11 protein-coding genes are annotated in these 12866 nt (G+C 70.8%); 2 read left to right on the top strand and 9 right to left on the bottom strand.

Annotation, left to right across the window (positions count from 1 at the left end):
* Position 1: 1 nt before the first annotated feature.
* On the top strand, positions 2–1327 hold the full coding sequence (locus OG504_RS09540; RefSeq protein WP_405989387.1) for a glutamate-1-semialdehyde 2,1-aminomutase: 1326 nt from the start codon (positions 2–4) through the stop codon (positions 1325–1327).
* A gap of 7 nt (positions 1328–1334) precedes the next feature.
* On the opposite strand, the gene OG504_RS09535 is transcribed toward OG504_RS09540, so the two are convergent.
* From OG504_RS09535 to OG504_RS09510, 6 genes are all read right to left on the bottom strand, one after another.
* On the bottom strand, positions 1335–2009 hold the full coding sequence (locus tag OG504_RS09535) for a phosphatase PAP2 family protein (protein ID WP_405989386.1): 675 nt from the start codon (positions 2007–2009) through the stop codon (positions 1335–1337).
* A gap of 206 nt (positions 2010–2215) precedes the next feature.
* On the bottom strand, positions 2216–3985 hold the full coding sequence (locus tag OG504_RS09530) for an RICIN domain-containing protein (RefSeq protein WP_405989385.1): 1770 nt from the start codon (positions 3983–3985) through the stop codon (positions 2216–2218).
* Positions 3986–4132: 147 nt separating this feature from the next.
* The gene (locus tag OG504_RS09525) at positions 4133–4954 is read right to left on the bottom strand and encodes a carbohydrate ABC transporter permease (protein WP_405989384.1); all 822 of its coding nucleotides are present in this window, start codon (positions 4952–4954) and stop codon (positions 4133–4135) included.
* Positions 4951–5934 carry a carbohydrate ABC transporter permease gene (locus tag OG504_RS09520; protein ID WP_405989383.1) on the bottom strand — a complete coding sequence of 328 codons (984 nt, stop codon included), beginning with the start codon at positions 5932–5934 and terminating at the stop codon, positions 4951–4953. Before OG504_RS09520 ends, OG504_RS09525 begins: the two co-directional genes overlap by 4 nt.
* 96 nt (positions 5935–6030) lie before the next feature.
* Positions 6031–7278 (bottom strand): extracellular solute-binding protein, encoded by a 1248-nt coding sequence (locus tag OG504_RS09515; protein ID WP_405989382.1) that lies wholly within the window; start codon positions 7276–7278, stop codon positions 6031–6033.
* 57 nt (positions 7279–7335) lie between these two features.
* Positions 7336–9297, bottom strand: a complete 1962-nt coding sequence (locus OG504_RS09510; RefSeq protein ID WP_405989381.1) for a glycoside hydrolase family 127 protein — start codon at positions 9295–9297, stop codon at positions 7336–7338.
* Between the two features lie 261 nt (positions 9298–9558).
* Between OG504_RS09510 and OG504_RS09505 the strand changes: the two genes are divergently transcribed.
* Positions 9559–10578 carry a LacI family DNA-binding transcriptional regulator gene (locus tag OG504_RS09505; RefSeq protein WP_405989380.1) on the top strand — a complete coding sequence of 340 codons (1020 nt, stop codon included), beginning with the start codon at positions 9559–9561 and terminating at the stop codon, positions 10576–10578.
* 232 nt (positions 10579–10810) lie between these two features.
* Here OG504_RS09505 and OG504_RS09500 read toward each other — a convergent pair whose 3' ends face one another.
* Genes OG504_RS09500 through OG504_RS09490 form a run of 3 tightly spaced genes read right to left on the bottom strand, consistent with a single transcriptional unit; the run spans position 10811 to position 12814 of the window.
* Entirely contained in the window at positions 10811–11044 is a 234-nt protein-coding gene (locus OG504_RS09500; RefSeq protein ID WP_405989379.1) for a hypothetical protein, read from the bottom strand.
* Positions 10962–11810, bottom strand: coding sequence for a sugar phosphate isomerase/epimerase family protein (locus OG504_RS09495; protein ID WP_405989378.1), 849 nt, complete (start codon positions 11808–11810; stop codon positions 10962–10964). The genes OG504_RS09500 and OG504_RS09495 overlap by 83 nt, the downstream gene beginning before the upstream one ends.
* Positions 11811–11839: 29 nt before the next feature.
* Complete coding sequence (locus OG504_RS09490; protein ID WP_405996286.1) at positions 11840–12814, bottom strand: Gfo/Idh/MocA family protein; 975 nt, start codon at positions 12812–12814, stop codon at positions 11840–11842.
* Between the last annotated feature and the right edge of the window lie 52 nt (positions 12815–12866).

Below are 12866 nucleotides of genomic sequence, written 5' to 3'. Positions count from 1 at the left end.
CGTGGACACCGAAGTGCTTGACCTGCCCCTGTCGCGGACAGCCAACGAGCGGCTGCACACCATGATCCCCGGGGGCGCTCACACCTACGCCAAGGGCGACGACCAGTACCCCGAGAACCTGGCCCCCGTCATCAGCCACGGCAACGGTGCCCACGTGTGGGACGTCGACGGCAACCGCTACATCGAGTACGGCTCCGGCCTGCGGTCGGTCAGCCTCGGCCACGCCCACCCCCGCGTGCTCGAGGCGGTGCGGCGGGAACTCGACCGCGGCAGCAACTTCGTCCGGCCGTCCATCGTGGAGGTCCAGGCCGCGGAGCGCTTCCTGGCCACGGTCCCGACCGCCGAGATGGTGAAGTTCGCGAAGAACGGCTCCGACGCCACCACCGCCGCCATACGTCTGGCCCGCGCCGCCACCGGGCGCCCGCGGGTGGCCCTCTGCGGCGACCAGCCGTTCTTCTCCGTCGACGACTGGTTCATCGGCACCACCCCGATGTCCGCCGGAATTCCGGCGGCGACCAGCGAACTCACCGTCACGTTCCCCTACGGAGACCTGGCCGCCACGGAGCAGCTGCTCACCCGGTACCAGGACGAGATCGCCTGCCTGATCCTCGAACCCGCCACCCACACCGAACCACCGCCCGGGTACCTCGCCGGCCTGCGCGCCCTGGCCGACCGGCACGGCTGCGTCCTGGTCTTCGACGAGATGATCACCGGCTTCCGCTGGTCCGAGGCGGGCGCCCAGGGCCTGTACGGCGTCGTCCCCGACCTCTCCACGTTCGGCAAGGCGCTGGGCAACGGATTCGCCGTCTCCGCGCTGGCCGGGCGCCGCGACCTGATGGAGCGGGGCGGACTGCGGCACTCCGGCGACCGGGTGTTCCTGCTGTCCACCACGCACGGTGCGGAGACGCACTCCCTGGCGGCGGCGATGGCCGTGCAGACCACCTACGTCGAAGAGGGTGTCACCGCGCGGCTGCACGCCCTCGGCGAGCGGCTGGCCGCCGGGGTCCGCGAGGCCGCGGCCGGCATGGGCGTCGGCGACCACGTCGTCGTCAACGGCCGGGCCAGCAACCTGGTCTTCGCCACCCTCGACGAGAACGGGCGGCCGTCGCAGCAGTACCGCACCCTGTTCCTGCGCCGGCTCCTCGCGGGCGGAGTGCTGGCTCCCTCCTTCGTGGTGAGCAGCGCACTCGACGACGCGGACATCGACCGCACCGTCGACGTGGTCGCCGAGGCATGTGCGGTGTACCGGAAGGCACTTGACGCCGCCGACCCCACCCCCTGGCTGGCCGGGCGCCCTGTGCAGCCCGTGTTCCGCCGCTCGGCGTGACGTGACGTCAGCGGTGGTCCCGCCGACCGGGCTCGGCCGTCCGGTCGGCGATCCGGTCGACCAGCCACGCGGTCGCCGGAACCACCGCCAGCGCGGTGCACCAGCCGCCGAGGACGTCGGTCGGATAGTGCGCGCCGAGGGCGACCTCGGCCCAGCCCATGGTGGCGCCGGCCGCCAGCCCCGCCGCGAGCACGAGTGACGTACCGGCCGTCCTGCCGAGGCCGAGCCGGTCCGTCGCGAACAGCGCCGCCATGAGGGCGAGCGCGGTCGCGAAGGCGGTGTGCCCACTCGGGTAGGACAGGTTGCCGGGGCCGTGGATGGTGCGTCCCACCAGATGCTTGATGAGCGTGGTCGCCCCCACGGTCGTGCCGACGCCGGCCGTGACCAGCACCGCCGCGCGGGGACGCCGAAGCAGCAGACAGCCCACCACGCCGGCCACGATCAGCATCGCCGACCCCGCGGGTTCCCCCAGGAAGTCCAGGGCCAGGGCGACATGGCGCCACGGCGGACGCACACTGTCCGCCGTCGGCGGGACGATCCAGCGGTCCACCGTGCCGGGTTCGCTGTGCCCGGAGTACATGACCCCGAGCGCGACGACCACCAGCGCGGCGAGGACCGCGATCAGCCCGAGCCACGGGCGCAGCGACGGGGGCAGCACCGATGGCGCCGGCCGACCGGTCACCCGTTCACCGCGACCGGCCGACCCGAGGGTGGTGACCTTGTTCCGCTGCCGCCCGCCGTGATCCAACCCGAGCCCCCGTCGTGTCCGATGCACTCTCCAGCGACCACCCCGCGGACACCCGCTCCTGCGCTGTACGCCTCGGCGTGAGCCGTCAGCACCCTAGCCGCAATCCTGTATTGATGGGATGAACGGTCGCTGCGGTTGCCTCAGCGCGAGGTGAGCTTCCACAGGTGGTCGGCGGTGCCGTTGTCGGACCACTGCAGGACCTGGGCACCGGAGGTGGTGCTCATCTGGTCGACGCCGAGCAGGAGTCCGCTGTTGTAGTTGGCGATCTTGTCGTAGCCGTCGCGGGCCGGGACGACCTGCCAGAGGTGGTCGGCGGTGCCGTTGTCGCCCCAGATCAGGGCGGTGCCGCCGTTGGCGGTGCCCGCGTTGGTGATGCCGAGGAGCAGGCCGCTCTTCTGGTTGACGATCTTGTAGAGGCCCTGGCCCGCGGCGACGAGGGTCCAGTTCTGGTCGGTGCCCGTGGTGGACGTGGCCTGGACGACCGAAGTGCCTTGTGCGTTGGCCGCGTTGAGGGTGTCCAGGGCGAGGCCGCTGTTCTTGTTGGTGATCTGGTAGCGCCCGGCCAGCGATGTCGAGGTGCCGCTGGGGGTGATCGTCAGGTGGTATCCGTCGGCGGCGTTCATCGTGACCGGCACGGTGATCGAGCCGTTCGAGACGGCGTAGTCCGTGTCGGAGACGGTGATCGGACCGGGGGAGGCGGTGGTGCGGCCCGTGTCGGGGCTGTACTCCAGCTTGACGTGGACGGTGCTGCCGTAGGCCGACAGGGAGGAGAGCCCGTTGACCGTGACGGCGCAGGAGCCCGTGCAGCCACCGGCGATGACGCTGATCTGGTTGCCCGCGCTGTTGAGGGAGGCGAGACCGTCGATGCCGGTCTGGGCGGGCGGTGTGGTGGTGAGCATGGTCCCGGACATGGCGCCGTACCACTTGTACGACCAGTAGGAGCCGTTGGGCGAGCCGCCGGTGTCGGTCAGGGTGTCGCCGAGGGTGCCGTAGTGGTTCCAGAAGGCCAGCTCGGCGTCGCGGACGCCCGCGCGCTCGAACTTGGCGGCGTAGCCGATGAGCGCGCCCGAGTCGCCCATCTCGGTGGGCGTGCCGTACTCCTCGATGGCGATCGGACGCGGGCTGATGCCGAGGCTGCTCTCCAGCGAGCGGTAGGCCGCGACATGGGCGGCGATGCCCGAGCTGCCCTGGAGTTCGTGCCAGGCGATGACGTCCGGGACCGTGCCGCTGGCCTTGGCGTCGGTGAGGAAGGTGGTCATCCAGGACTGGTTCCACGCCGAGTAACTCGGGCCCTGGATCGGGGTGGTGGCGTCCTTGGCGCGGACCTCCTTGAACGTACGGGCCCAACCGGCGTCGAAGGCACCCGCGTTGGCGGTGTCCCAGGTCCAGTCCGGCTCGTTCCACAGCTCGTACGCGCCGATGTTGGTGGCACCGGAGGACTTCACCGAGGCGACCTGCTGGTCGACCGCCGTGAGCCAGTTGCTCCAACTCACCCACTGGTAAGGGAAGTTCGGATACCAGTCCGGCATCCGTACGACCACCTTCGCCCCCGCGGCCGCGGCCTTCGGGGCGACGACCAAGGCGTCACCCGCGGGCGCAGGCTCCCCGTTGGGGAGTTGGCTTCCGCCGGGCGCCATCTGGACGAACGTGTTGGGTTTCAGGGCCTGTACGACGCTGTCGGCGGGGGTGGTCGCGTTGGCGAGGCCGTAGAGGCTGCCCGTGCCGACGTGGGTGACGGGGCGCAGGTTCTGCGCGGCGTTGACGGTCAAGGTGGTGGCCGAGGTCGGAGTGGCTTCGGCGGGTGCGCCCGTCAGGGCGACGGCGGTCGCGGCCAGGGCGGTGGCCAGCACGGTGGCGCCGACGCGGCCGAGGGGTGCTCTGGAGCGGTGATGGTGGCTCAGGTATGACATCAGCGGCTCTCCTGAGGAAGGGAGGGGGACTTGCTCAGTGCGGGTGAGGTGCGGTGAGGTGCGCTGCTGTGCGGAGGCGGCTCGGGGAGGCGTCGGCGGCCCGCGGGCCCGCCCGACCGGTGGGCGCGGTGAGGCCGGCACCGTGGATCAGTCCTTGACCGCGCCGGCGGTCACGCCCGCGGCCACGTAGCGCTGGGCGAGGACCAGGAGGGCGGCCGCCGGGATCGACGCGACGACGGCGGTGGCCATGATCGCGTTCCACTCCTGGTTGTTGTTGCCGATGTACTTGTAGATGCCGAGGGTGATCGGCCGCCAAGTGCCGCCGCCGTCCAGGGTGTTGGCGAAGACGAAGTCGGACCAGGCCCAGAGGAAACTGAAGAGCGACACGGTGACCACCGCGTTGCGGCTGACCGGCAGCACGACGGACCGGAAGGTGCGCCAGGTGCCGGCGCCGTCGATGCGGGCCGCGGAGATCAGCTCGCCGGGGATGCCCGACATGAACGCGGTGAAGATCATCACGCCGAACGGCACGGCGATGGTGGAGTCCGCGACGATCAGCCCCCACCAGGAGTTGAGCAGACCGAGGTCGAGGAAGATGCCGTAGAAGCCCATCGCCATGACGATGCCCGGGATCATCTGGGCGACCAGCAGGGCGAGTCCGAGGGTGCCGCCACCCAGCGGGCGCAGTTTGGCCAGGGCGAAGCCGGCCGGGGCCGCGAGGACCAGCGTGAGGGCGACCGTGCCCAGGCCGATGAGCAGGCTGGTGCCGAGGTAGGGCAACTGGTCGTTCAGGACGGCCCGGTAGCCCTCGAAGGTGGGGTGCAGGGGCAGCAGGTCGGGCGGGGTCTTGCGCATGTCCTGCTGCGGGGTGAGGGACACGTTGACCATCCAGTACACCGGGAACAGCATCAGCGCGGTCAGCAGGACGCCGATGACGGTGTAACGGCGCTTTCCCGTACGGGACTTCACGCTTCCTGCCTCCTCTGGACGCGGATGTACAGCAGGCCGAAGACGAGCGCGATGAGGATGAGGATGTTGCCGACGGCCGCGCCGGGGCCGAACTTCGGCAGCAGCGTGCCGAAGCCGAGCTGGTACGACCAGGTCGCGAGGGTGGACGACGCGTCGCCCGGACCGCCCTTGGTCATGATCCAGATCAGGTCGAACACCTTGAGCGTGTAGACCAGCCCGAGGAGCAGGGTGATCGCCGACACCGGACGCAGCAGCGGGAAGGTGATGCGGCGGAACTGCTGCCAGGCGCCGGCCCCGTCCAGGGACGCCGCCTCGTACAGCTCCGCGGGGATGTTCTGGAGCCCGCTGTAGAGGATGACGAGGTTGAACGGGATGCCGATCCAGATGTTCGCGATGACGACCGAAGTCAGCGCCCAGTCGGGCGAGTTGAGCCAGTCCACCGGGGGCACGCCCACGAAGTGCAGGGCGTAGTTGATGACCCCGGACTCGCTGTTGAACATCCACGACCAGGTCGACGCCGACACGATCAGCGGCAGCAGCCAGGGGATCAGGAACAGGGCGCGCAGGGTTCCGGCCAGCCGGAAGTGCCGGTTGAAGAAGACCGCGAGGGCGAGCCCGGCCACGTACTGGAACGCGATCGACGCGAAGGTGAAGACCAGGGTGTGGCGCATCGCCGGGCCGAACGTGGGGTCGTCCAGGACGGTCCTGAAGTTGGCGAGGCCGGAGAAGGGCGCGTCCCCCTGCACGAACGACCGGACGGTGTAGTCGCGCAGGCTGAGGTCGAGGTTGCGGTAGAGCGGATAGAGGTAGAAGGCGGCGAGGTAGAGGACCAGCGGGGCGATGAAGGCCAGCGCGATCAGCTGGTTCCTACGGCGTTGTCGGCGCCGTAGGTCCGACGCGTCCGTCCGTTGTCCGGTGCCGGTCGCCCCGGACCTGGCCGTCGACCGCTGTGAGCGGCGGTCGACGCGGGCGATGGTCATGGGTACTCCTGGATGCGGGTGGCGTGTCCGGGCCGGCGGCGGTGTCCGGGCGGGCGCGGTGGTGATGCGGTTTCCGGAGAGGCGCGGAGGCCGGTGTCAGCCCTTGCCCGCGGCCGTCTGAGCGGCGTCGAGGGCCGCCTGCGGGCTCTTGCCGCCCGACAGGGCGTTCTGCACTGCGGTCCACAACGGCTGGGAGATCGTCGGGTACTTGGTGCCCAGACCGTCGCTGGTGCGGCCGCGCGCCGCGGCCACCGCGCCGACCCACGGCTTCAACTCGGGGTTCTGCTTGACCTGTTGGGCCTGCACCTGGGCGGTGGGCGCCACGTACGTCAGGGTCGTGTCGGTGGTCAGCAGGTTCGTCGAGTTGGTCAGGCAGGTGACGATCTTCTTGCTGACGTCGTAGCGGGAGGTGTCCTTCTGCACCGGGACGGTGACGAACTCGCCGCCGGTCGGCACCGGCGCCGAACCGCCGTTCTGCCCGGGGATGTTGACGACGCCGTACGGGAAGCCGGCCTTGTCGGCGTTGCCGAGCTGCCAGGTGCCGTTCTCGCTGAACGCGTAGTCGCCGGTGGCGAACTCCTGCCAGCTGGTGGTCTGGGTGTTCTGCAGCACGTCCTTCGGCGCGTATCCGCCGTCGACCCACTGCTTCCACAACGACAGCGCGGCCACGCCCTTCGTCGAGTCGAGCTTGGTGAGGTCGCCGCCCGCGCCCCAGAACCACGGCAGGAACTGGAAGCTGCCCTCCTCCGTGTTGATCGCGGAGAACGTGATGCCCTTCTTCCCGGCGGCCTTGACCTTCTTCAGCGCCGCCGTGAGCGAGGCCCAGTCCTTGACGGACGCGGGGTCGACGTGGGCCGCGGTCAGGATCTTCTTGTTGTAGTAGAGCGCGAGGGTGTTGGCACCGATCGGCACCCCGTAGGAGGCGTTGTCGATGACGCCAGCGCCGAGGATGTTCTTCTGGATCGACGACGTGTCGAGGCCGAGGTCGCTCGTCTTGTTGAGGATCCCCGCCTCCACGAGCGTGGAGACGACCGGGTTGTCCACCAGCATCACGTCGGGAGCGTTGCCCTGCTGGGCGGCGAGCAGCGCCTTGTTGCCCAGGTCCGTGGTGTCCATGCTGGTGCGCTTGACCTTGACCCCGGCGGCGGTGCCGCACTTGCTGACGAGCTTGCCCCACGCCGAGGAGGCGTCGAACTGCGGGTACGGGTCCCAGAAGTTGTACGTCCCGCCGGCTTTCCCGGAGCCGGACGCGGAGGAGTCGGAACCGCCCCCGCAGGCGGCGACAGAGGTGAGCGCGCCGACGGCGGCTAGGGCGGTGAGGAGGGTGCGGCGGGTGTTTCTCACGGTGACCTCGTTGTCTTGGTGCGGCTCGTAGGAAGGGAGACGGAGGGGGCGGTGGGCTCAGGAGGTGGGCAGCCAGACGCGCATGGCGCCGTCCCGGCGGTTGGCCCACGCGTAGTAGGGGATCGCGGTGAGCTCGACCAGGTCGCCGGCCGGTGCGGCGCCGGGTGCGGGGGCCCGGTACGGCCACCAACTCCCGCCCTCCGCAAGGCGCCTGCGGTACCCGGCGGCGACGACGGTGGTGACCCCGCCGAGCAGATCCGGGCGGTGCTTCACGGCGAGCGGGCGGGTGGGGTCGAGGACGACGTCGTCCAGACCGCCGCCGGGGACGTCCACCTGCTCCAGGCAGTACACGAGCGGCCCGCGCTCGATCGCCGCACAGCCGCGCACGGCGTCCACCCGCGGGTCGGCGGCGGTCAGCCGGGGTTCGAGCACCAGCTCCAGGACGACCGAGTCGCCCCGCGCCCAGGTCCGTTCGAGGCGCAGCCACCCGTCCTCGACCGGCGCGTCCGTCTGGTCGTACGTCAACTCCCCGACCCGCACCCGGAATTCGCGGCACCACTGCGGGACGCGCAGGGACAGGGTCCACGGCCGGTCGGGGGTGTCCTCGACGGTGAGGGCGATCGTGCCGTGCCAGGGGTAGTCGGTCTCGGCGCGGACGGACATCCGGCCGTAGGAGTAGTGGCCGGTGGTGAACTGGTGGATCTGCAGGCCCTGTTCGTCACCGGACGCGAGGTAGTGCTCCAGCGAGGCCAGCAGCCGCATCACGTTCGGCGGGCAGCAGGCGCAGCGGAACCAGCGGGTGCGGCGGGCCGACTGGTCGCCGCCCGGGTCAGTGTGGCCGTCGCGGACCTGGAGCGGGTTGACGTACAGCCAGCGCTCGCCGTCGAGCGACACCCCGGCCAGGAAACCGTTGTACAGGGTGCGTTCGATCAGGTCGGAGTAACGGGCCTCGCCGGTGAGCAGGGCCATGCGCCAGCTCCACTGGACGGACGCGATGGCCGCGCAAGTCTCGCAGTACGCGCGCTCGTTGGGGAGTTCGTACGGGTCGCCGAAGTCCTCCTCGTCGTGGTGCGCGCCGAGGCCGCCGGTGAGGTGGGTCTTGGTGGCGGTCATCGCCCGCCACAACCGCTCGCCCGCCGCCCGGAGTTCGGCGTCCCCCGTCTCGGTCGCCAGATCCGCGGCGGCGGCCAGCAGGTACAACTGCCGTACGGCGTGGCCTTCCACGGTGTCCGCCTCGCGCAGCGGCACCCGGTCCTGGCAGTACGCCTCGCCGCCCAGCAGACCGTGGCCGAAACGGTCGACGAAGTAGCCGGCCAGATCGAGGTAGCGGCGCTCACCGGTCTCCCGGTACAGCTCCACCAGGGCGGTCTCGACCTCGGGGTGGCCGTCGATGCCGTCGATCTCCTTGCCGCTGCCGGGCAGGCCGAACACGGAGTCGATGTGGTCGGCGAACCTGCGGGCCACGTCCAGGAGTTGGGGCCGGCCGGTGGCCCGGTGGTGGGCGACGGCCGCCTGGATGAGATGCCCGGCGCAGTACAACTCGTGACCCCAGCGCAGGTCCTTGTACCGTTCGCCGCCCTTGAGCAGCTGGAACCACGTGTTCAGGTAGCCGTCCGGCTGTTGCGCGCCGGCGACCAGGGCGACGATCCGGTCGACCTCCAACTCAAGCTCGGGGTCGGGCTGTTGGGCCAGCTGCCAGGAGGCGGCCTCCAGCCACTTGTAGACATCCGTGTCCACGAACGGGTACGCGCCCCGGAACTCGCCCTCGACCGCGCCCGCCGCCAGCCGCAGGTTGTGCAGATTCCCCGCCGACTCCAGCAGTCCGGGGCCCTGCGGGAGGGAGACGCGCGCGTTCACCTCACGGCGGGTGCTCCAGAAGCCGGCGCGTACCTCGACCGCGGCGGGCGCGAGCGCGGCCTTGGCGCCCGGTCCGGGGTGGACCGGTCCAGTGACGGTGCCTGCTGGTTCGGACGGGGCCGGGGCCGAGGAGGAAAGCGCGGTGGGACGTGGGCGGGGCATGGCTCTCCGGAGAGGTAGGTGGGAAGCAGGACGGGGACCCGGCGCGCGACGTGCGTCAGGGCGTCCCTGAGGCCGGACGGGCGTGGCTCCGTCTCTCGAACCCGCTTAGGAAAACGTTTTTCTGCCGGGAAAGGTAGGAACGGGACCGAGTGCGCGTCAAGAGGTCCGCGCAAACAATTTCCTCGCCTGGTCAGGACTGGCCGGCCGGCGTGAACGGTGTCAGGATGCTGCTGCCGATGTCATCCAGGAAAAGGGTTGCGCGTGACCGCCGTTCCAAGTCTTCCGCCCACCGGGCGGGCGAAGCTGGCCGACGTGGCCAAGCTGGCCGGTGTCAGTGTCGGGACGGCCTCAAAGGCGCTGAACGGCAGTGGGAGCATGCGCCCGGAGACCCGGCAGCGCGTCCTGGACGCCGTCGAGGAGCTCGACTTCCGGCCCAATCAGCAGGCGCAGAGCCTGCACACCGGACGCAGCTGGACCGTCGGGCTGATGACGACGGACGGGATCGGCCGCTTCAGCACGCCCGTCCTCCTCGGCGCCGAGGACGCGCTCGGCGCCGGAAAGATCTCCGTACTGCTGTGCGACACCCGGGGCGACGCCATCCGCGAGCAGCACCACCTGCGCAACCTGATGGACCGCCGGGTGGACGGCATCATCGTCACCGGCCGCAGGACCGACCCGCGTCCGCCGCTGAACGGCATCGAACCGATCCCCACGGTCTACGCGCTCTCGCCGTCCACCGACCCGGACGACATCTCCGTCGTGTCCGACGACCGGAGCGGAGCCCGGCTGGCGATCGAGCATCTGCTGGGCACCGGCCGCAGCCGGATCGCGCACATCACCGGACCGGCCCACCACGCGGCCGCCCGCGACCGGGCCCACCACACCCTCGAACTGCTCAAGCAGTCCGCCATGGAACTCGCCACCGGCCGGGTCCACTTCGGGGAGTGGAGCGAGGCGTGGGGCCGGCGCGCGGCCGAAGCGGTGCTGCGCACCGCACCGGACACGGACGCCTTCTTCTGCGGCAACGACCAGATCGCCAGGGGTGTCGCCGACGCGCTGCGCGAGAACGGCCTGGACGTCCCCGGCAGGGTGTCGATCGTGGGTTACGACAACTGGGACGTCATGGCTCTGGCCTCCCGCCCGCCCCTCACCACGATCGACACGGACCTCTCGGAGGTCGGCCGTCGGGCCGCCCTCCTGCTGCTGGACGCCATCGACTCCGAGCCGGCGCGCGGACTGCACAGCGTTCCCTGCCGGCTGGTCGTGCGCGAATCCGCCTGAGCCGTCGCGTGAGTCGGGGAGGGCCGAGCGGGCCGTGATGCCACCACGATCCGGGCGGTGCGCGTGAGGAGCCCCGGACGTCAGCCCGAGCGGGCGACAGCCGCAGGTACCCCTCACCCCGGGCACCGGTCCGTCGAGGCGCGGGACGACATGGTTCGAGCGGCGGGACAGCGGACCGCGCCCGGTCGACGGACGCGGTCCTGTACTCCCTTACCTGATAGCGGAGTTGGGCCTAGACGGCGGCCGCCGCGGCGTGCAGGTTCTTCGCGGCCAGTGCCAGCCCCTCGGTCTGGGAGTAGGCCGCGTCCTCGTGCTCGATGTTCACGGCCATGTCCGGGTCGACCTCGGCGAGGGCACGCAGGAACTCCGTCCAGTACGCGACGTCATGGCCGACACCGACGGCGACGAACTTCCACGCCGGGTTCTCGGGCCAGGAGTTGCACCAGAAGCCGTAGCCGGTGGGCACCTTGTCCGGCGCGTCGGCGGGGACGCGGGTGAACGACGTGTCCAGCACACCGCGGATGTCGGCGCCGGGGCAGAGCCTCGCGTCCTTCGCGGCGGCGTGGAACACCAGCGGGCCCAGCCACTTGATCGAGGCGACGATGTCCATGCCCTGCCACATCAGATGCGAAGGGTCCATCTCCGCACCGACGTTGGTCGCGCCGGTCGCGTCGACGAGCCGCTTCAGGGTGACCGGGGGAGAAGACGAGGTTGTGCGGGTGCATCTCGATGGCGACCCGGACGCCGTTCTCCCGGGCCAGCGCGTCGATCTCCGTCCAGAACTCGACCGCCACACCCCACTGGTAGTCGAGGACGTCCATGTAGACGCCGTCCCACGGATTCACCACCCAGGACGGGTACTTGGCGTCCGGGTCGGAGCCCGGCGTGCCGGACATGGTGACCACGTGCCGCACCCCGAGCAGCCCCGCGAGGCGGATCGTACGGCGCAGGTCGTCCCCGTGCTTCGGGCCGACCCCGGGGAGCGGATTGAGCGGATTCCCGTTGCAGTTGAGGCCGGTCAGCTCCATCCCGCGGTCCGCGAAGGCCGCCAGGTACTCCTCGCGCGCGGTCGCCGAGGACAGCAGCAGGTCGACCGGGCAGTGCGGGGAGGGGATGAACCCGCCGGTGTTGACCTCGACGGAGGTCAGGCCGTTCTCCTTGAGGATGTCGAGGGCCTCGGCCAGCGGGCGGTCGTGCAGACAGGCGGTGTAGGCGCCGAGCTTGAGGGACATGCGGGTGCTCCTTGGACGGGTGCGGGTGGTCAGACGGCGGGCGGGACGGTGACGACGGTGCCGCCGGCCCGCGAGGACTCGACGATCGCGCGGATGATCTCGATGGTCCGCAGTCCCTCGGCGAACGTGGCGCAGGCCGGCAGCGGGTCGGCGACCCCCGCGACCTGGTCGAGGAACGCACGGGCCTGGTAGGTGAAGTTGTCGGCGTTGCCGACGCCCGTACCCGCGGTGCCCGGCGCCTCCATCGGCACGCCGCCCGCGAAGTACGGCAGTCGGGGCCCCGCGATGATCTGCCGGGCACCGCGGGTACGGGCGTCGGGCTGGGCGTCGTCGAAGAGGTACTCGGCCGGCCGGTGCTGGTCGAACGCGGCCCGGCCGCCGACCCCGAGCACGTCGAACGCGAGCCCGTTGGGCAGCCCGAAACCGGTGCGGGTGACGGAGAAGGTGCCGACGAGCCCGGACTCGAAGCGGGCCGTGAAGGACGCGGTGTCCTCGTTCTCCACCTCCCCGAACTCATCTGAAACAGGTGCGGTGTTGTGCCCGACGACCGCGCCGAGCGGCAGCGGACGCTTCGCGATCTGGGTGGACAGCGTGGCACCGGAGACCGAGGCGATGGGCCCGGCGACGTACTCGGCGGTGTCGATGACGTGCGAGCCGACATCGCCCAGCGCGCCGGAACCGGCACCCCCCTTGAAACGCCAACTCAGCGGCCCCTTGGGGTCGGTGGCGTAGTCGCACCAGTAGCGTCCGTTGAACAGGGTGAGGTCGCCCAGTTCGCCGCGCCGCACATGGTCGCGGATCGCGGCGATGCCGGGGGAGCGGCGGAAGGTGTACGCGACGGCGGTGACGACATCGGTGGACCGTTCCAACTCGGCCATCGCGCGGGCGTCTTCGAGCGAACCGGCCAGCGGCTTCTCGCACAGCACGTGCTTCCCGGCGGCGACCAGCGCCTCGGCGATCGGCCGGTGCAGCGCGTTCCCGACGACGATGCTGACGGCGTCGATCGTGGGGTCCCTTCCCGAAGCTCAACAGCTTCGTCGCCGGCAACCAGGCCCT

The organism is Streptomyces sp. NBC_00986, from assembly GCF_045162565.1.
GTDB lineage: Bacteria > Actinomycetota > Actinomycetes > Streptomycetales > Streptomycetaceae > Streptomyces.
This window is presented reverse-complemented; position numbering and strand designations above follow the sequence as displayed.